Annotated in this window: 14 protein-coding genes; 9 read left to right on the forward strand and 5 right to left on the reverse strand. The window is 73.1% G+C overall.

What is annotated here, in order from left to right; translation table 11 throughout:
* Window positions 1-91: 91 nt before the first annotated feature.
* On the reverse strand, window positions 92-2,146 hold the full coding sequence (locus GD970_RS03115; RefSeq protein ID WP_211489669.1) for a DEAD/DEAH box helicase: 2,055 nt from the start codon (window positions 2,144-2,146) through the stop codon (window positions 92-94).
* A gap of 669 nt (window positions 2,147-2,815) precedes the next feature.
* Here GD970_RS03115 and GD970_RS03120 point away from each other — a divergent pair.
* Window positions 2,816-3,499: a GntR family transcriptional regulator gene (locus GD970_RS03120; protein WP_152200622.1), complete on the forward strand. Its 684-nt coding sequence runs from the start codon at window positions 2,816-2,818 to the stop codon at window positions 3,497-3,499.
* A 102-nt stretch (window positions 3,500-3,601) separates the two neighbouring features.
* On the opposite strand, the gene GD970_RS03125 is transcribed toward GD970_RS03120, so the two are convergent.
* Together GD970_RS03125 and GD970_RS03130 are read right to left on the reverse strand one after the other, a co-directional pair.
* The gene (locus GD970_RS03125) at window positions 3,602-5,092 is read right to left on the reverse strand and encodes an NAD-dependent succinate-semialdehyde dehydrogenase (protein WP_152200624.1); all 1,491 of its coding nucleotides are present in this window, start codon (window positions 5,090-5,092) and stop codon (window positions 3,602-3,604) included.
* A 9-nt stretch (window positions 5,093-5,101) separates the two neighbouring features.
* Window positions 5,102-7,012 carry an FAD-binding monooxygenase gene (locus tag GD970_RS03130; RefSeq protein WP_152200626.1) on the reverse strand — a complete coding sequence of 637 codons (1,911 nt, stop codon included), beginning with the start codon at window positions 7,010-7,012 and terminating at the stop codon, window positions 5,102-5,104.
* 138 nt (window positions 7,013-7,150) lie between these two features.
* Between GD970_RS03130 and GD970_RS03135 the strand changes: the two genes are divergently transcribed.
* Window positions 7,151-7,876 carry an IclR family transcriptional regulator gene (locus GD970_RS03135; protein ID WP_152200629.1) on the forward strand — a complete coding sequence of 242 codons (726 nt, stop codon included), beginning with the start codon at window positions 7,151-7,153 and terminating at the stop codon, window positions 7,874-7,876.
* Window positions 7,877-7,995: 119 nt separating this feature from the next.
* On the opposite strand, the gene GD970_RS03140 is transcribed toward GD970_RS03135, so the two are convergent.
* Window positions 7,996-9,396: an MFS transporter gene (locus tag GD970_RS03140; protein ID WP_152200631.1), complete on the reverse strand. Its 1,401-nt coding sequence runs from the start codon at window positions 9,394-9,396 to the stop codon at window positions 7,996-7,998.
* A gap of 125 nt (window positions 9,397-9,521) precedes the next feature.
* On the opposite strand from GD970_RS03140, the gene GD970_RS03145 reads away from it, so the two are divergent.
* The 7 genes from GD970_RS03145 (at window position 9,522) to GD970_RS03175 (ending at window position 18,131) form a co-directional block, all read left to right on the forward strand.
* On the forward strand, window positions 9,522-11,024 hold the full coding sequence (locus tag GD970_RS03145) for a fumarylacetoacetate hydrolase family protein (protein WP_152200634.1): 1,503 nt from the start codon (window positions 9,522-9,524) through the stop codon (window positions 11,022-11,024).
* Window positions 11,006-11,773 carry a GntR family transcriptional regulator gene (locus GD970_RS03150; protein ID WP_152200636.1) on the forward strand — a complete coding sequence of 256 codons (768 nt, stop codon included), beginning with the start codon at window positions 11,006-11,008 and terminating at the stop codon, window positions 11,771-11,773. The genes GD970_RS03145 and GD970_RS03150 overlap by 19 nt, the downstream gene beginning before the upstream one ends.
* Before the next feature lie 22 nt (window positions 11,774-11,795).
* A complete protein-coding gene (hpaE, locus tag GD970_RS03155) occupies window positions 11,796-13,364 on the forward strand; it encodes a 5-carboxymethyl-2-hydroxymuconate semialdehyde dehydrogenase (RefSeq protein WP_152200639.1) in 1,569 nt (522 codons plus the stop codon).
* 144 nt (window positions 13,365-13,508) lie between these two features.
* Entirely contained in the window at window positions 13,509-14,612 is a 1,104-nt protein-coding gene (gene hpaD / locus GD970_RS03160) for a 3,4-dihydroxyphenylacetate 2,3-dioxygenase (RefSeq protein WP_405002558.1), read from the forward strand.
* Between the two features lie 60 nt (window positions 14,613-14,672).
* Entirely contained in the window at window positions 14,673-15,458 is a 786-nt protein-coding gene (locus GD970_RS03165; protein ID WP_152200644.1) for a 2-keto-4-pentenoate hydratase, read from the forward strand.
* A complete protein-coding gene (locus GD970_RS03170; RefSeq protein WP_152200646.1) occupies window positions 15,443-16,264 on the forward strand; it encodes an HpcH/HpaI aldolase family protein in 822 nt (273 codons plus the stop codon). Before GD970_RS03165 ends, GD970_RS03170 begins: the two co-directional genes overlap by 16 nt.
* 223 nt (window positions 16,265-16,487) lie before the next feature.
* Window positions 16,488-18,131 carry a thiamine pyrophosphate-binding protein gene (locus tag GD970_RS03175; protein ID WP_152200648.1) on the forward strand — a complete coding sequence of 548 codons (1,644 nt, stop codon included), beginning with the start codon at window positions 16,488-16,490 and terminating at the stop codon, window positions 18,129-18,131.
* Between the two features lie 86 nt (window positions 18,132-18,217).
* On the opposite strand, the gene GD970_RS03180 is transcribed toward GD970_RS03175, so the two are convergent.
* Window positions 18,218-18,556 (reverse strand): hypothetical protein, encoded by a 339-nt coding sequence (locus GD970_RS03180; protein WP_152200650.1) that lies wholly within the window; start codon window positions 18,554-18,556, stop codon window positions 18,218-18,220.
* Window positions 18,557-18,576: the final 20 nt, after the last annotated feature.

Below are 18,576 nucleotides of genomic sequence, written 5' to 3' on the forward strand. Positions count from 1 at the left end.
CACGCGCGGCCGCGGCGGCCGCGGCGGCGCCCCTGCCACGCGCCTGCACCGCGATGCGGGCGGTCGCCCTGCGCCCGCGCCGCGGCGCGGGCTACACCGCGACCAGGGCCGCGGACTCCGTGAGCGCGTCCGTGAGCAGGGCGACGAGCGCGTCGAGCTGGACGTCGGCGGAGGCGGACGCCTCCTCGTCGGACCCGTCGAGCGCCCGGGCGGCGAGCCCGGCCTTGCTGTCGATGAGCTCGGCGATGCGCGCGTCGAGGGTCTGCGCGGCGATGATGCGCCAGGCCGTGACCGGCTCCTCCTGCCCGATGCGGTGGATGCGGTCGATGGCCTGGGTCTGCTCGGCGTCGGTCCACGACAGCTCGGCCAGCACCAGGTTGGAGGCGACCTGCAGGTTGAGCCCCACCCCGGCGGCGGTCAGCGAGCACACCGCGACGGCGACGTCCGGGTCCTTGGTGAAGGCGTCGATGTTCTTCTGCCGGGCCGACGGCGTCTGGTCGCCCCGGATCGACGCGAAGCGCAGGCCGCGCCGGGCGAAGACCTTCTCGGCGGCGTCCATCACGTCGACGTGCTTGGCGAAGAACACCACCTTGCCGACGTTGTGCGCCAGCTCCGCGGCGTAGTCGGCGGCGAGGCCGGCCTTCGCCTGGCCGATGCGCCGCATCATGCTGAAGACGTTCTCGCCGGACTCCGGGCCGGACTTGCCGGCCCGCTCCCACCGGGCGACCTGGAGCACGAGGTCGTGGTCGATGCCGTCGACGAGGCCGCCGGGGTGGCGGGCCTCGAGCGCCATCTCGTAGCGCGACACCAGGCGCCGGGTGAGCTTGCGCTCGGCCTCGCGGACGGAGCGCCCGGCCTCGCCGTCGAGCTCGACGGGCAGGTCGGCGACGCGCCGGGCGGGGATGTCGGCGGCGACGTCGATCTTGCGCCGGCGCACGATGCCGCGCTCGATCACGCACGTGCGGGCCGCGGCGTAGAAGCCGTGGTCGGCGGGGCTCAGGCCGGTCTCCTCCAGCGCCTCCATGAGCTCACCGACCGGCTTGGTGTCGTCGATCCAGCCGAGGAACTGCCAGATGGCGCGGAAGTCCTCGACGTCGTTGATCAGCGGGGTGCCGGTCAGGGCCATGAGCAGCGGGTCGCCGGCGCGGAGGCGGAGGTTGTCGGCGATGTGCAGCACGTGCTGGGAGCGCTGGGACTTCTTGTTCTTGATGTAGTGCGCCTCGTCGACCACCATGCCGCGGAACCCGAACTCGCCGAGCCAGCCCGCGTGCCGGTCGAGCACGTCGTAGTTGACGATGATGATGTCGGCGAAGCCGTCGACGTTCTCCCCGTCGCCGTCGATGACGCTGGCGGTGCGCTGGGGGGTCCAGCGCCCGGCCTCGCGCGCCCAGCTGGTCTTGACGACGTTCGGGACGACGACGAGCAGCGGGTAGGCGTGGGCCGCCTCGGCCGCCAGCAGCGCCTGCGCCGTCTTGCCCAGACCCGGCTCGTCGGCGAGCAGGAAGGTCCGCTGGCCCGCCGCGGCGGCCGCGACCAGGCGCGCCTGGTGCGGCATGAGCGTCAGGCCGGCCGGCGCGAAGCCCGCGGTGGGCTCGGGCAGGTCCATGCACGACGACGCCCCGCCCAGCTCGAACGCCCGGAACAGGGGCCCGAGCAGCTCCCAGCCGGCCAGGCGGCGGGGCCGGCTCAGCCGCTTCTGCACGGCGGAGAAGTCCGGGGCCAGGAAGGGGTTGGCGAGCTGGCGGGACACCACCGACGGCGGCACCACCTGGCGCCCCGTGGTCTCGACCGTCTCCACCGGCTCCGGCGGCGCGACGTCCTCGGGCGCCGGGTCCAGCCCGGCGTCGTGCAGGAGCTCGACCTTGAGCGCCCGGGCGTGCTCGGAGACGACGGCGTCGTCGTCGAGCAGCCCCAGCAGGGACGTGTCGCGGGCCGCGGTCTTGGCGAGGATGACGGCGATGCCGTCGAGGCGCTTGAGCTGCTCGGCGCGTCGGGCCTCGGTGAGGGTGTCGTCCGCCTTCACCCGGGCGCGCTCCTCGCGCACGAGCAGCGCGACCACCTGGAACTTGGTGCGCACCGACGGTGCCACCCGGCGGCGTTGCACGGCCGCCTCGACCTCGCGCACGACCCGCGCGAGCACCGGCATGATGCCGTCCTCGTCGTGGTGACGTGCCCGCCGCTGACGTGTGGCGGGGCGGCGTGTGCCTGCCTTCTGGGCTGCTCGACCCAAACGGTCCTCCTCTAGGTCTGGCGACGGACGCCAGAGACGTTGACGCGGGCGCCCGTGCGGGGCACGGACGCACACCGGAGCGAGCGGCGCGGGGCCCTCGGCGGGACCCGCGGGGTCCGCCGGAGCGTGAACCGACCGTCGACGCGCGATCACCGCACACCCGAGCCGGCCATCCCGGAGCCGCAGCTCCTCCGACCAAGGGCCGCTCACCGGCCTCGACACGCGACGGCGTCGAGAGACGAGCACGGCGGAAAGCCCTTGACACGTCCATGCTAGCGCGTCGACCGGCCAGATCCGCCTGCGGTCGCGGATCTCACCATCGTGGCGACGCCCCGTGTCCATCCCAACACCGGAGGGACGGCGTCTGTTCCGCGGCGGACGACGTCGCCCCGCCGCGGCCGGTCCGCCGTCCGGGCGTGTCCTCTCCCCCGGCGCTCACCGCGCCACCTCGCGGGCGGTGCGCGGCGAGCCGGACGACGCCGGCCCCGCCCGTCCCCGCCCGGACGCGGTCGGATACGATGGCCGGTGCTGTGAGCACGACCAGAGATGGCCGGTGCTGTGAGCACGACCAGATGGGAATGAACCATGGCGCAGGCGACTGCCCCGGGAACCGTGTCGAAGTCGGAGATGGTCTACCGGGAGCTGCGCTCCCACATCCTCTCCGGGCAGTACTCCGCGGGATACCGGCTCGTGCTCGACCAGGTGGCCCGTGACCTCGGTGTCAGCCCGGTGCCGGTGCGCGAGGCGGTCCGACGCCTCGAGGCCGAGGGCCTGGTGACCTTCACCCGGAACGTGGGCGCGGAGGTCGCCGGCATCGACACCGAGGACTACGCGGACACCATGCAGGTGCTCGCCTACCTCGAGGGCGCCGCGACCAGCGTCGGCGCGCCGCACCTGGGCACGGAGGAGCTGGAGCGGGCGCGCGAGCTCAACGAGCGGATGCGCGACCTGCGCGGCGCCGACTTCAACCCGGTGCGCTTCACCGAGCTCAACGAGCAGTTCCACCAGGTGCTGTGCGGTGCATGCCCCAACGGGCGCCTGCTCGAGCTGCTGCAGCGGGAGTGGCAGCGGATGTCCTTCATCCGCCGCTCGAGCTTCGTCATCATGCCCAACCGCAGCCACGCCTCGGTGGCCGAGCACGACGAGATCCTGCGGCTGATCAGCACCGGCGCGCCGGTCGACCAGGTCGAGCGCGCCGCCCGGGCGCACAAGCTCCGCACGCTGGACGAGTACCTGGCCGCCCGGGCCGCCCAGAGCGCGCCCGCCTGACCCCGCGACCGGCCGGACGCCGGGTGGCCGTCATCCGCGCCGGCGAGCGCCGGGCGCGGATGACGGCCACGCAGGGGCGCGGATGACGGCCCCTGCGGCCCCTCAGAACGGGTTCGGCGTCAGCGTGTACTTCGTCTGCAGGTACTCGTGGATGCCCTCCGCGCCGCCCTCGCGGCCCAGCCCGGACATCTTCCACCCGCCGAACGGGGCGGCGGCGTTGGAGACGACGCCGACGTTGAGCCCCATCATCCCGGTCTCGAGCCGCTCGATCATGCGCTGCCCGCGGGCGAGGTTCTCGGTGTAGACGTAGGAGACCAGGCCGTACTCGGTGTCGTTGGCGAGGCGCACGGCGTCGTCCTCGGTGTCGAACGGCACGATCGCGAGCACCGGCCCGAAGATCTCCTCGCGCAGGATGTCGCTGCCCGGCTGGACGTCGGTGAGCACGGTGGGCTCGTAGAAGGTGCCGGGCCCCTCGACCGGGCGGCCCCCGGTGCGCACGCTCGCGCCGCGCTCGACGGCGTCGTCCACCAGCGCGGCGGCCTTGTCGACGGCGGACTGGTTGATGAGCGGGCCGATCGTCACCCCGTCCTCGGTGCCGCGGCCGATGCCGAAGCCCTGGACACGCTCGGTGACCCGGCGGGCGAACTCCTCGGCGACGGCGCGGTGCACGATCAGCCGGTTGGCGGCGGTGCACGCCTGGCCGATGTTGCGGAACTTCGCCGCGATCGCGCCGTCGACCGCCTTGTCCAGGTCCGCGTCGTCGAAGACGACGAAGGGCGCGTTGCCGCCGAGCTCCATCGACGTGCGCAGGACCCCCTGCGCCGCCTGCTCGAGGAGGCGCTGGCCCACGCCCGTCGAGCCGGTGAAGGAGAGCTTGCGCAGCCGCGGGTCGCGGATGATCGGCTCCGACACCGCGCCCGAGCTGGAGGTGGTCACGACGTTGACCACGCCCTTCGGCAGCCCGGCGTCCTCGAGCAGCTTGGCGAAGTACAGGGTCGTCAGCGGGGTCAGCGCGGCGGGCTTGACGACCACGGTGCAGCCGGCGGCGAGGGCCGGGCCGATCTTGCGGGTCGCCATCGCGAGGGGGAAGTTCCAGGGCGTGATGAGGAAGCACGGGCCCACCGGGTGCTGGGACACGATCATGCGACCGGTGCCCTCCGGGTTGGGCCCGTAGCGGCCCTGGATGCGCGCGGCCTCCTCGCCGAACCAGCGCAGGAACTCCCCGCCGTAGGCGACCTCCCCGCGTGCCTCGGCGAGCGGCTTGCCCATCTCGATGGTCATGAGGAGCGCGAACTCCTCCTTGCGCTCCTGGAGGAGGTCGAAGGCCCGCCGCAGCAGCTCACCCCGCTCCCGGGCCGGCGTGGCGGCCCAGGCCGGGAAGGCGTCGCAGGCGGCGTCCAGCGCCGCGCGGCCGTCGGCGGCCGAGGCGTCGGCGATGGTCTTGACGACCTGACCGGTCGCCGGGTCGGTGACGTCGAGCGTGCCGCGCTCGCCGGCGCGCCACTGGCCGGCGATGAACAGGCCGTCGGGCACGCCCGCGAGGAGCTCGGCCTCGCGGGCGTCGAGCAGCTGGGTCTGGCGGTTGTCGGTCATGGGACTCCTTTACGCGCCCACCGGCTGCGGGGCCGGGACGAGCAGGTGCTGGCGGAAGAAGGCGGCGAGCTCGGCGGTGGCGTCGAGCGGGAGGACGGCCGCGACGTACTGGTCGGGCCGGACCACGACGACGCACCCGGCGCGGTCGATGCCGCGCAGGTCGAAGATGTCCTGCTCGGGGTCGGCGGCGTAGACCTTCTCGTAGTCGACGAGCTGGAACGGCCCGCTGCGCGGGAGGAACAGGTCGGGCACCGCGGTGATGTCGAAGGCGGTGTGCGGCTGCTGGTAGACCACCTTGACGTCGAAGAGGCTGTCGAGGTCGGCGCCCGTGGGGGTGTGCGTGACGACCGGGGAGTCCGGCGCGCCGGCCATCCAGGCCGCCCAGTCGGTCAGGGCCGAGGCCTGGCCCGGGGCCGCGGCGTCGGCGAAGGCGTAGACGCGCCAGCGGCCGTCGGCCCGGTGGTGGTGGCCCAGGTGCACGGAGTTGGCGTCGCCCACCCGGGTCACCGGGGCGGACTTGAAGCGCTTGCCGACCGGGAAGCCGGTGGCGAGGTCCTGGTGGACCGGCTCGGCGACGAGCATCGACGGCGGGTACTGGGTCATGAAGCCGGCAGGGAACTCGGCGGTCCGGACGTAGAAGTCCGCGAGCTCGGCCGGGTCGGCGAACTCCTCGGGCTTCTTCGCCATGAGCGTGGACCACTCCTTGTCGAAGTCGATGAGGTTCTGCGCGATGACCTGCCGCTCGGCCGAGTAGGTGGCCAGCAGGCTCTCCGGGCTGCGGCCCGAGAGCACGTAGCCGAGCTTCCAGCCGATGTTGAACCCGTCCTGCATCGAGACGTTCATGCCCTGGCCGGCCTTGGCGCTGTGGGTGTGGCAGGCGTCGCCGGCGATGAAGACCCGCGGCGTGCGGGTGCCGACCTCCGCGGCGGGCACGTCGTCGAAGCGGTCGGTGACCCGGTGGCCGACCTCGTACACGCTGTGCCAGGCGACGTGGCGCACGTCGAGGGTGTAGGGGTGCAGGATCTCGTTGGCCTTGGCGATGATCTGCTCGATCGTCGTGCGGCGGACGGCGCCGTTGTCCTTCGGGTCCACCTCGCCCAGGTCGACGTACATGCGGAACAGGTGCCCGCCCTCGCGGGGGATGTGCAGGATGCTGCCGCCGGTGTGCGACTGGATCGCGCACTTGGTGCGGATGTCGGGGAAGTCGGTGACCGCCAGGACGTCCATGACGCCCCAGGCGTGGAAGGCCTGGTCGCCCTTCATCGTGCAGCCGATGGACTGGCGCACGCCGCTGTGGGCGCCGTCCGCGCCGACCACGTACTTGGCCCGCACGACGCGGTCCTGGCCCAGTCGCTCGCCCGCGGTGTGGGTGAGGGTCACGGCGACGGGGTACTCGCCCTCGCCGGTGACCTCGAGGCCGCGGAACTCGTACCCGTAGTCCGGCTTCATCCGGCTGGGCGAGTTGACCATGAACTCCGCGAAGTAGTCCAGCACGCGGGCCTGGTTGACGATGAGGTGGGGGAACTCGCTGATCCCGTGCGGGTCGTCCTTGGGGCGGTCGCCGCGGACGATGCGGGTGGGGTCGCTCGGGTCCGGCCGCCAGAAGCACATCTCCGTGATCCGGTACGCCTCCTCGATGATGCGGTTGGCGAACCCGAAGGCCTGGAAGGTCTCCACGCTGCGCGCCTGGATGCCGTCGGCCTGCCCGATCTCCAGCCGGCCGGGCCGGCGATCGATGATCCGGGTGGTGACGTCCGGGAACTGGGAGAGCTGGGCCGCCGCGATCATCCCGGCCGGGCCGGTGCCGACGATGAGGACGTCGACCTCGTCGGGCAGCTCGTCGGGACGGTCGAGGCCGACCCCCGCGGCGGGCTGGACGCGCGGCTCGCCGGAGACATAGCCGTAGTGGTGGAACTGCATGGCGATTCCCTCTCGGACATCGGTGTCGAGGTGTGTCGGACCGAACCACTGTGTTCTATAGTCGAACACGCAACTCTACTATCGAACGGAAACGTATACGATGATGTGTGACGCGCGCAACCGCCCTGGGGGCCGGGGATGAGCGCCGGGCCGGGAAAGGTGCGCCAGGCGAGCGCGCCGGCGTCGCAGACGCTGAGCCGGGGCATCCGCGTGCTCGAGCTGCTTGCCGACGGGCGCGAGCCGCTGACGATCGACGAGCTCGCCGAGCGCCTGGGCGTCCATCGCTCCATCGCCTACCGGCTGGTGCGCACGCTCGAGGACCACGGCCTGGTCACCCGCGACCAGGCGGGTCGGGTCGCGCTGGGTGCGCGGATGGCGTCGCTCGCCGCCGGGGTGGCCCCCGACCTCCAGGCCGAGGCCCTGCCCGAGCTCACCGCGGTCGCCAACGAGCTCGGCATGACGTGCTTCCTGGCCGTGCTCGACCACGACGAGTGCGTCACCCTCGTCAGCGTCGAGCCGCGGCACGCGGTGGCCTCGGTGGCGCAGCGGCCGGGGACGCGGCACCCCGTGAGCGTCGGGGCGCCCGGCAAGGCGATCCTCGCGGCGCTCCCCCAGTCCGAGTGGCCGTCCGGGGTCTCCGCCCAGCTCGCCGCCGAGGTGGCCGCGGCGGGCCCCCGGGGCTACGCGCAGAGCCACGACGAGGTCATCCCCAGCGTGAAGTCGGTCGCGGTGCCCCTGCGGCTGCGCGGGCGCTCCCCCTCCGCCGTCGCGGTCGTCTACGTCGCCAGCGGCACCGAGCCGGCGGCGATCGGGGCACGGCTCGCGGCGAGCGCGACGTCGATCCGCGAGGCGCTGGGCGACTGACGGCGGCCGGGACCGGCCCGAGAGTCAGGGCGCGCGCCACGCCGGCACGATCCGGCGCCGGACGAACGACAGGGGCGGGGCCGACGTCGGCCCCGCCCCTGTCGCGGTTCGTCGGAGGATCAGGCCTGCGCGAGCCCGCGGATCGGGCTGACCTGCTGCTCCGCCTCGTGGTCGGGCCCGAGCGGGATGCCCGAGCGGTCACGCAGCAGCAGCGTGGCGAGGAGGCCGACGATCGTCATCGCGGCGAGGTACGTCGTCACGCCCGCGGTCCCGCCCGTCGCCTTGACGATGGCCGTCGCGATCATCGGCGCGAAGGCGCCGCCGAGGATCGCACCGATGGCGTAGGAGACCGACACGCCGGAGAACCGGATCGAGGCCGGGAAGAGCTCCGAGTAGAGCGCCGCCTGCGGGCCGTAGGTGAAGCCCAGGCCGATCGTGAGCAGGGCGAGGCCCGCGAACAGCAGCGCCACGTTGCCGGTGTTGACCAGCGGGAACAGGGCGAAGACCCCGCCGAGCTGCATCGCCCAGCCGAGGACGTAGGTCGTGCGCCGCCCCAGGTAGTCCGAGGCCCAGCCGGCGACGATCGTCGAGAGCAGCCACGTGACGGCGGAGCCGGTCACCGCCCACAGCACCGGGCTGCGGTCGAGCGCGAGCGGCCCGTCGGGGTTGGTCGCGTAGTTCTGGATGTATCCACCGGTCGTCATGTAGCCGACCGCGTTGTTGCCGGCGAAGACGAGCGCGGTGACGATGACCAGCACCGTGTGCTTGCGGAAGAGCCGCAGGATCGGCATCTGCGCCTCCTGCTTGCGCTCGGCCAGCTCGGCGAAGACCGGGCTCTCCTCGACCTTCCGGCGCACGTAGTACCCGACGAGGATGAGGACGACGCTGAGCAGGAACGGCACGCGCCAGCCCCACTGGATGAAGGCGTCGCCGGGGGCGATCATCGCCATGAGGGCCATGACGCCGGAGGCGAGCAGCAGCCCCAGCGGGACACCGGTCTGCGGGCCCGCGCCGAACAGGCCGCGCTTCTTGTCCGGGGCGTGCTCGACGGCCATGAGGACCGCACCGCCCCACTCGCCGCCGGCGGAGATGCCCTGGACGATCCGCAGGAGGATGAGCAGGGTCGGCGCCGCCACCCCGATCGCCGCGTAGGTCGGCAGCACGCCGATGAGGGCGGTGGCCGCGCCCATCATGATCAGGGTGACCATGAGGACGAGCTTGCGGCCGTACTTGTCGCCGAGGTGGCCCGCCAGGAACGCGCCGAAGGGGCGGAAGAGGAAGCTCACGCCGACGGTGGCGAACGAGAGCAGCACGCTGTTCTCCCCGAGCCCGGAGAAGAAGGCGGGGCCGAACACGAGCCCGGCGGCGAAGGCGTAAGTGAAGAAGTCGTACCACTCGACGGTGGTGCCGATGACGGTCGCGAAGACGACCCGCCTGCGGTCCCGCGTCTCGTCGACGGCGGTGAGGGTGGTGGTCCCCGCGGGCGTCGCGCCCGGGGGAACGGTGGGAGAGGAACTCATCTCTTGCTGACTCCTGTGTCGATACGACGTCGCTGTCTTCTCGAGACCCGCTGGACGGTTCCAGGCTTGCCTCGCAGGATGCCATCGTATATGTTTTCAGATACTACGCAAGGGCGAGGGAGCTCATGACTGACAACACCCTGATCGCGCAGAGTGCGGACCCCCGGTTCTCGGCTCTCCCCGGCCGTCCGGGCAAGATCATCGCGATCCATCTCAGCTACGCATCGCGCGCCGACCAGCGGGGCCGCCGCCCGGCGCACCCGTCGTACTTCTTCAAGCCGTCGAGCTCGGTCGCGCCGTCCGGCGGGACCATCGAGCGTCCGGCCGGGACCGAGCTGCTGGCCTTCGAGGGCGAGGTCGCGCTCGTCATCGGCGCGGCGGCCCGCCGCGTGCCGCTCGCGGACGCGTGGAGCCACGTGGCATGGGTGACGGCGGGGAACGACTTCGGCCTGTACGACCTGCGGTCCAACGACAAGGGCTCCAACGTCCGCTCCAAGGGCGGCGACGGGTTCACCCCGATCGGCCGGGCCCTCATCGACGCCCGCACGGTCGACCCGGCCGCGCTGCGGCTGCGCACCTGGGTCAACGGCGAGCTCCGGCAGGACGACACGACGGCGGGGCTCATCTTCCCCCTCGCCCAGCTCGTCGCCGACCTCTCCCAGCACTTCACGCTCGAGCCGGGCGACGTGATCCTCACCGGCACCCCGGCCGGGTCCTCCGTCGTCGTCCCCGGGGACGTCGTCGAGGTCGAGGTGGACGCCCCCGGCGCGCCCGGGGCCCCGAGCTCGGGCCGGCTCGTCACCACCGTGACGCAGGGCGAGCACGGGTTCGACGACGCGGTGGGCTCGCTGCCCGCGGTCGACGACGTCCAGCGCGCCGAGGCGTGGGGCTCGCGGGCCGCCGCCGGGCTGGAGCCGGAGGCGGAGCCGTTCCGGCTCACGGCGGCCCTGCGCGACAAGCTCCACCGGGTCCCGGTGGCCGGGCTGAGCGCGCAGCTGCGCAAGCGGGGCCTCAACAACGTCACCGTCGACGGCGTCCGGCCGATGCACCCCGAGGCCAAGGTCGTCGGCACCGCCCGCACCCTGCGGTTCGTGCCGAACCGGGAGGACCTGTTCACCAGCCACGGCGGGGGCTACAACGCCCAGAAGCGCGTCTTCGACGCCGTCGGCGAGGGCGAGGTCATCGTCATCGAGGCTCGCGGCGAGGAGGGGTCGGGCACGCTCGGCGACATCCTGGCGCTGCGGGCGCAGGCGCGCCGCGCCGCCGGCATCGTCACCGACGGCGGCGTGCGCGACTACGACGCCGTGGCCGCCGTGGGCATCCCCGTGTACACCAAGGGCGCGCACCCCGCGGTCCTGGGCCGCAAGCACGTGCCCTGGGAGGCGGACGTGGCGGTCGGCTGCGGCGGCACCACCGTGCAGCCCGGCGACGTCATCGTCGGCGACCGCGACGGCGTCATCGTCATCCCCCCGGCCCTCGTCGAGGAGGTCGTCGACGCGGCCCTCGCCCAGGAGGACGAGGACGCCTGGATCGCCGAGCAGGTCACCGCCGGGCACCCGGTCGACGGCCTCTTCCCCATGAACGCCGAGTGGCGTCAGAGGTACGAGGCATGGCGCGCCAGCCGGTGACGGCCGCCGCCACCGCGGCGGCCCCCGCCTCCTGGAGCAAGTCGCAGCAGGCCTACCACTGGCTCAAGGAGCGGATCTCCAGCCACGAGTTCACCCCGGGCTACCGCCTGGTGCTGGCCACCATCGCGGCCGAGCTCGGGATGAGCGTGGTGCCGGTGCGCGAGGCCATCCGCCAGCTCGAGGCCGAGGGCCTGGTGACCTTCACCCGCAACGTGGGCGCGCAGGTCTCGATGATCGACAACGGGCAGTACCGGCACAGCATGGAGGCCCTCGCCATCCTCGAGGGGGCGGCCACCGCCCTCGCGGCCCCCGGGCTGACCGCCGACGACGTCCGCCGGGCGCGCGAGATCAACGCGCTGATGATCGACACGCTCGACCACTTCGACCCCCGGGCCTTCACGACGCTCAACCAGAAGTTCCACTCCATCCTGTTCGCGCCGTGCGGGAACCCGCGCATGCTGGAGCTCGTCAACGCCGAGTGGGCACGCCTGGGACACCTGCGCGACTCGACGTTCAGCTTCGTGCCGGGCCGCGCGCAGGAGTCCGTGCGCGAGCACGAGCGCATCCTGCAGCTCATCGAGGCCGGCGCTCCCCCGGCGGAGATCGAGAGGGCGGCCCGGGGCCACCGCTCGGCCACCCTCGCCGCCTACCTCAGCCACCAGCACCCCGACGACCACCCCGAGCACCCCGCCGGCACGCCGGGCGACACCGCTCACTCGGCCGCAGCGCCGAGCCGGCCCACACCCTGACCGCACCCCACCGGAGGCATCCATGAGTGACACCAGGACCGCATCGACCGCGACGGCCGCCCACCACGTGCCGGCCGACCTGCCCGACCGCATCCAGCACTACATCGACGGCGAGTTCGTCGACTCCGCCGACGGCGACACGTTCGAGGTGCTCGACCCGGTGTCGAACACCACCTACCTGCGTGCCGCCGCCGGCAAGAAGGCCGACATCGACCGCGCCGTCGCGGCCGCCCGGCGCGCCTTCGAGGAGGGCCCGTGGCCGCGGCTGCTGCCGCGCGAGCGCTCGCGCGTGCTGCACCGCATCGCCGACATCGTCGAGTCGCGCGACGCCCGCCTCGCCGAGCTCGAGAGCTTCGACTCCGGCCTCCCGATCACCCAGGCGCTCGGCCAGGCCCGCCGCGCCGCGGAGAACTTCCGGTTCTTCGCCGACCTGGTCGTGGCGCAGGCCGATGACACCTTCAAGGTGCCCGGCCGCCAGATCAACTACGTCAACCGCAAGCCGATCGGCGTCGCCGGGCTCATCACGCCCTGGAACACCCCGTTCATGCTCGAGTCCTGGAAGCTCGGCCCGGCCCTCGCCACCGGCAACACGGTCGTGCTCAAGCCCGCCGAGTTCACGCCGCTGTCGGCGTCGCTGTGGGCCGGCATCTTCGAGGAGGCGGGCCTGCCGCAGGGCGTCTTCAACCTCGTCAACGGGCTCGGCGAGGAGGCCGGCGACGCTCTGGTGAAGCACCCTGACGTGCCGCTCATCTCCTTCACCGGCGAGAGCCGCACCGGGCAGATCATCTTCGCCAACGCCGCCCCGTACCTCAAGGGCCTGTCGATGGAGCTCGGCGGCAAGTCCCCCGCCGTCGTCTTCGCCGACGCCGACCTCGACGCCGCCATCGACGCGACGATCTTCGGGGTGTTCTCCCTCAACGGCGAGCGCTGCACCGCGGGCAGCCGCATCCTCGTCCAGCGCGAGGTGTACGACGAGTTCGTCGAGCGCTACGCCGCGCAGGCCAAGCGCGTGATCGTGGGCGACCCGCACGACCCCAAGACCGAGGTCGGCGCGCTGGTGCACCCCGAGCACTACGAGAAGGTCATGAGCTACATCGAGATCGGCAAGTCCGAGGGACGCCTGGTCGCCGGCGGCGGCCGGCCGGAGGGCTTCCCGACCGGCAACTACGTCGCCCCGACCGTGTTCGCCGACGTCGCCCCGGACGCCCGCATCTTCCAGGAGGAGATTTTCGGCCCGGTCGTCGCGATCACGCCGTTCGACACCGACGAGGAGGCGTTGGCCCTCGCCAACGGCGTCAAGTACGGCCTCGCCGCCTACGTGTGGACCAACGACCTCAAGCGGGCGCACAACTTCGCCCAGTCGATCGAGGCGGGCATGGTGTGGCTGAACAGCAACAACGTGCGTGACCTGCGCACGCCGTTCGGCGGGGTCAAGGCCTCGGGTCTCGGCCACGAGGGCGGCTACCGCTCGATCGACTTCTACACCGACCAGCAGGCCGTGCACATCACGCTCGGCAAGGTGCACAACCCCACCTTCGGCAAGGTCGAGACCCACGAGCCGACCGACCTGGACGACCCGGACCCCCGCTGAGCCGACGCGGGCGCGCCGGGCCCGGCTCGGCGCGCCCCGCACCCATCAACCCCGATACCCGAACCGCAGAGAAGCAAGGACGCTGACGTGAGCACTCCCCTCAGCCAGAACTCCCCCGAGCCGGTCGTCACCGCGCAGGACCCGATCCGCACCAGCGACCCCATCCCCACCCCGAAGGCGGCGCCGCCGGACATCCTGCGCTGCGCTTACATGGAGCTGGTCGTCACCGACCTGCAGGCCTCCCGCAACTTCTACGTCGACGTGCTCGACCTCGTGGTGACCGAGGAGGACGAGGAGACCGTCTACCTGCGGAGCTTCGAGGAGTTCATCCACCACAACCTCGTGCTGCGCAAGGGCCCGGTCGCCGCGGTCGCCGCGTTCTCCTACCGCGTGCGCACCCCCGAGGACCTCGACAAGGCGGTGGCCTTCTACACCGAGCTCGGCTGCCGGGTCGAGCGGCGCCCCGAGGGCTTCACCAAGGGCATCGGCGACTCGGTCCGCGTGGAGGACCCGCTGGGCTTCCCCTACGAGTTCTTTCACGACGTCGAGCACGTCGAGCGGCTCGCGTGGCGCTACGACCTCTACACGCCCGGCGCGCTCGTCCGCCTGGACCACTTCAACCAGGTCACCCCGGACGTGCCGCGGGCCGTGAAGTACATGGAGGACCTCGGCTTCCGCGTGACCGAGGACATCCAGGACGCCGAGGGCACCACCTACGCCGCCTGGATGCGCCGCAAGCCCACCGTGCACGACACCGCGATGACCGGCGGCGACGGACCGCGCATGCACCACGTCGCCTTCGCCACCCACGAGAAGCACAACATCATCGCCATCTGCGACAAGCTGGGCGCGCTGCGCCTGTCGGACCACATCGAGCGCGGCCCCGGCCGCCACGGGGTCTCCAACGCGTTCTACCTGTACCTGCGCGACCCCGACGGCCACCGCGTGGAGATCTACACGCAGGACTACTACACCGGCGACCCCGACAACCCGGTCGTCACGTGGGATGTGCACGACAACCAGCGCCGGGACTGGTGGGGCAGCCCCGTCGTCCCGTCCTGGTACACCGAGGCCTCCCTCGTCCTCGACCTCGACGGCGAGCCCCAGCCGGTCATCGCCCGCACCGACTCGAGCGAGATGGCCGTGACCATCGGGGCCGACGGCTTCTCCTACACCCGCAAGGGCGACGAGCCCGACGCGCTGCCCAGCTGGAAGCAGGGCGAGTACAAGCTCGGGCACCAGCTGTGACCTCACTCTTCCCGCCGCATACGCGCGGACCCGACACGATGGACAGACCAGGAGGACCGGATGCTCTCGCCTGAGACCATAGCCGCGATCGCCGACGAGCTCGCCGAGGCCGAACGCGACCGCACTGCAGTCCCGCCGCTGAGCGGCCGGCACACCGAGATGACGATCGAGGATGCCTACGCCGTCCAGAACGAGTGGCGTCGCCGAGCGATCGAGGCCGGTCGACGGCCGGTGGGCCGCAAGATCGGGCTGACCTCCAAGGTGATGCAGGCGGCGACCGGCATCGACGAGCCGGACTACGGGGCGATCTTCGCCGACATGGTCCTCGAGAACGGTGCGGTCATCGAGCACGCGAGGTTCTCGACCGTGCGGATCGAGGTCGAGCTCGCCTTCGTGCTCGCCGAGGCGATCGACGGTCCGCACGCGACGGTCTTCGACGTCCTCCGGGCGACCGAGTACGTCGTGCCGGCGCTGGAGGTCCTCTCCTCGCGCATCGAGCTCCAGAACAAGACGATCGTCGACAACATCAGCGACAACGCCGCCATGGGGGCGATGGTCTATGGCGGGAACCCGGTCAAGCCCGGCGAGGTGGACCTGCGCTGGGTCTCGGCGCTGCTGTACCGCAACGAGACGATCGAGGAGTCCGGCGTCGCCGCGGCCGTGCTCAACCACCCCGCCATGGGCGTCGCGTGGCTGGCGAACAAGCTTGCCCAGCACGGCGACCGGCTCGAGGCCGGCGAAATCGTGCTCGCGGGCTCGTTCACGCGCCCGATGTGGGTGCACCCGGGCGACACGGTGCTCGCCGACTTCCGAGAGCTGGGGACCGTCTCGTGCCGCTTCGTCTGACGCCGACCTTCCGCGACGCCCTGGCGACCCAGCGCGAGCGGGGCGCGGCGGCGCGCCCCCTCGCGGGCATCTGGGTGTGCTCGGGCAGCCCCCTCGTCGCCGAGATCTGCGCCGGGTCGGGGCTGGACTGGGTGCTCATCGACATGGAGCACTCCCCCAACGGCCTCGAGTCCGTCCTCGCCCAGCTCCAGGCGGTCGCCCCCTACCCGGTGACCCCGCTGGTGCGCGTCCCGATCGGCGACGTCGTGACCATCAAGCAGGTGCTCGACCTCGGGGCGCAGAACCTGCTGGTGCCGATGATCTCCTCCGCCGACGAGGCGCGCGCCGTCGTCGAGGCCGTGCGGTACCCCCCGCGCGGGCGCCGCGGGGTCGGCTCGGCCCTCGCCCGCTCGGCGCGGTGGAACCGCGTCGACGGGTACCTCCCGGACGCCGACGCGCACGTGTCGCTGTTCGTGCAGATCGAGACCGCGGAGGGCGTGGAGGCCGCGGCCGAGATCGCCGCGGTGGACGGCGTCGACGGCGTCTTCGTCGGACCGTCCGACCTCGCCGCGTCCATGGGGGTCCTCGGTCAGCAGAGCCACCCGGACGTCGTCGCCGCCGTCGGGCGCGCCTTCGCGGCCGTGCGCGCGGCCGGCAAGCCGGTCGGCGTCAACGCGTTCGACCCCGCCGTCGCGCGCGCGTACCTGGAGGCCGGCGCCTCCTTCGTGCTCGTGGGCGCCGACGTGGCGCTGCTCGCCCGCGGCTCGGAGGCCCTCGCGGCCGCGTTCGTGCCCGCCGCCGACGACGGCGCCCGCGCGAGCTACTGAACGACGCCGGCGCGCCCACCCGGGCGCGCCGGCCCATACTTCCTCGACGAGCTCCCGGTCACCCGGCCCGGCGGGGCGCGCGCAGCCCCCTCCGGGCCGGGCCCGGCTCCGCTCCCCGCACCGCCGCCGACAGCCCCGCGCTCTCCGCACCGTCGCGGAAGCCACGACAGCCCCATCCGCTCCGCACCGTCGCGGAGCCCCGGACAGAAAGGCCACTCCCCGCATGAGCACCGTCTCCGAGGTCGTCGCCACCGCCGTCGCCTCGCTCGCCGACGACGTCTTCGCCCTCATGGGCAACGGCAACGCCTACCTGCTCGACGCCCTCGCGCGCACGCCCGTGCGCGTCACGACCGTGCGCCACGAGGCGGCCACCGTCGCCTCGGCCGACGCCTACCACCGGGTCTCCGGACGCCTGGCGGTGGCGACGACCACCTACGGACCGGGGTTCACCAACACCATCACCTCCCTGGCGGAGGCCGCCCAGGCGGCCACCCCGCTCGTTCTCGTCGTCGGGGACGCGCCCGCGGCCGGGCCTAGGCCCTGGGACGTGGACCAGATCCAGCTGGCCGCCGCGGTCGGGGCCGTGACGATGGTCCTGGACGCCGCCGCCCCGGGCCGCACCACCGTCGAGGCGGCGGCGCACGCGCTCGCCCACCGGGTGCCGGTCGTGCTCGCCCTGCCCTACGACCTCGCGACCGCGCCCGCCGCGGACGACGACGTCCCGGCCATGCCGCTGCTGCCCGAGCCCGTGACGCCGGACCCCGCGGCGCTCGCGCAGGCCGTGCGCCTGCTCCAGGAGGCCGAGCGCCCGCTGGTCCTGGCCGGCCGTGGCGCGAAGGCCGCCGCGGCGCAGCTGCGCACGCTCGCCGACCGGCTGGGGGCGCTGACCGCCACGAGCGCCCCGGCGCGCGGGCTGTTCGCCGGCCGGCCCTACGACCTCGGCGTGTGCGGCGGCTTCGCCTCCGAGCCGACGGCGGACCTCGTCCGGCGCGCCGACGTCGTCCTCGTCGTCGGCGCCGGGCTCAACCAGTTCACCACCTCCTTCGGCTCGGCCTTCGCCCCGGGCGCGCGCGTCGTCCAGGTGGACGTGGCCGAGGGTCCCACGCACCCGGTGGTCGGCCACTACGTCCGCGGCGACGCCGCCCTCGCCGTCCTCGGCCTGCTCGACAGCCTCGACGGGCGGCCCGCCCCCGTCGAGCCGTGGGGTGGCGCCGCCGCCGAGGCCCAGGACGGCCGGCTCCAGCACGCCCGGCCGGCCGGCGACGACGCCGCCCCCGACGGCCGGCTCGACCCGCGCACGGTGACGCGGCGCCTCGACGCGCTCCTGCCCGCGAACCGGCTCGTGGTCTGCGACGGCGGGCACTTCATCGGCTGGCCCAACACCTATCTCGAGCTGCCCGCCGCGGACTCCATCACCCTCGTCGGCACCGCGTTCCAGGCGATCGGCCTGGGCTTCCCGTCCGCGCCCGGCGCGGCCGTGGCCCGCCCGGACGCGCTGACCGTCGTCGTCACCGGCGACGGCGGCGGCCTCATGGGCCTGGCCGACCTCGACACCCTCGTGCGGTGCGCCCGCAGCGCCCTCGTGGTGGTGTTCAACGACGCCGCCTACGGCGCGGAGGTCCACCAGTACGGCTCCCAGGGGCTCGACCGCACCGCGATGGCCATCGACGAGATCGACTTCGCGACCATCGCGCGCGGCCTGGGCGCCGCGGCGGCCACCATCGACCGGCTCGAGGACCTCCGGGCCGTGGAGGAGTGGCTCGGCGCGGGCGCCCTGGGCACGTTCCTCGCCGACCTGCGCGTCTCTCAGGGCGTCGTCGCCCCCTACATCCAGGAGATCGTCGAGCGGAGCCTGTCGCGGCGCTGAGCGACGGCGTCACCGGCCGGCGGGCAGACCCCGCCGGCCGGGCCACCCACGCCCTGGAGAGCGGGTGAGCCGATCCGAAGAACGCTCTAGGTCCGTTCGACGACGTTCAGCCGCCGCACGGTGAGCTCGTCCACCTCGAGCTGCTGGATCCTGAGCCGGCGGATCACCGCCCTGTTGACCGACAGGCGCCAAACCGCGACCACGCCGAGCGCCGATGCGCCCATCGCCGTGCCGAGCAGGCTGGCGAAGGCAATGCTCCTCGCGCCCGTCGCGAACGCGCCGATCGCGAGCGCCGGCAGGGCCTGGGGGCCGCTCACGGTGGGCGTCATCGCCGCCCGCCGCATCATCCAGGGTGCCCCTCGCATCGCGCCGTGCCCCATCACGCCGTGTCGCATCGGGCCGTGCCCCATCACGCCGTGCCCCATCGCGCACCTCCGTGCATCGC

The organism is Georgenia thermotolerans, from assembly GCF_009193185.1.
Lineage (GTDB): Bacteria > Actinomycetota > Actinomycetes > Actinomycetales > Actinomycetaceae > Georgenia > Georgenia thermotolerans.

Bases quoted from the DNA above. Each gene is read 5' to 3' on its own strand.
- GD970_RS03115 (WP_211489669.1), bottom strand. From the start codon at position 2,146: ATGCCGGTGCTCGCGCGGGTCGTGCGCGAGGTCGAGGCGGCCGTGCAA.
- GD970_RS03120 (WP_152200622.1), top strand. From the start codon at position 2,816: ATGGCGCAGGCGACTGCCCCGGGAACCGTGTCGAAGTCGGAGATGGTC.
- GD970_RS03125 (WP_152200624.1), bottom strand. From the start codon at position 5,092: ATGACCGACAACCGCCAGACCCAGCTGCTCGACGCCCGCGAGGCCGAG.
- GD970_RS03130 (WP_152200626.1), bottom strand. From the start codon at position 7,012: ATGCAGTTCCACCACTACGGCTATGTCTCCGGCGAGCCGCGCGTCCAG.
- GD970_RS03135 (WP_152200629.1), top strand. From the start codon at position 7,151: ATGAGCGCCGGGCCGGGAAAGGTGCGCCAGGCGAGCGCGCCGGCGTCG.
- GD970_RS03140 (WP_152200631.1), bottom strand. From the start codon at position 9,396: ATGAGTTCCTCTCCCACCGTTCCCCCGGGCGCGACGCCCGCGGGGACC.
- GD970_RS03145 (WP_152200634.1), top strand. From the start codon at position 9,522: ATGACTGACAACACCCTGATCGCGCAGAGTGCGGACCCCCGGTTCTCG.
- GD970_RS03150 (WP_152200636.1), top strand. From the start codon at position 11,006: ATGGCGCGCCAGCCGGTGACGGCCGCCGCCACCGCGGCGGCCCCCGCC.
- hpaE (WP_152200639.1), top strand. From the start codon at position 11,796: ATGAGTGACACCAGGACCGCATCGACCGCGACGGCCGCCCACCACGTG.
- GD970_RS03165 (WP_152200644.1), top strand. From the start codon at position 14,673: ATGCTCTCGCCTGAGACCATAGCCGCGATCGCCGACGAGCTCGCCGAG.
- GD970_RS03175 (WP_152200648.1), top strand. From the start codon at position 16,488: ATGAGCACCGTCTCCGAGGTCGTCGCCACCGCCGTCGCCTCGCTCGCC.
- GD970_RS03180 (WP_152200650.1), bottom strand. From the start codon at position 18,556: ATGGGGCACGGCGTGATGGGGCACGGCCCGATGCGACACGGCGTGATG.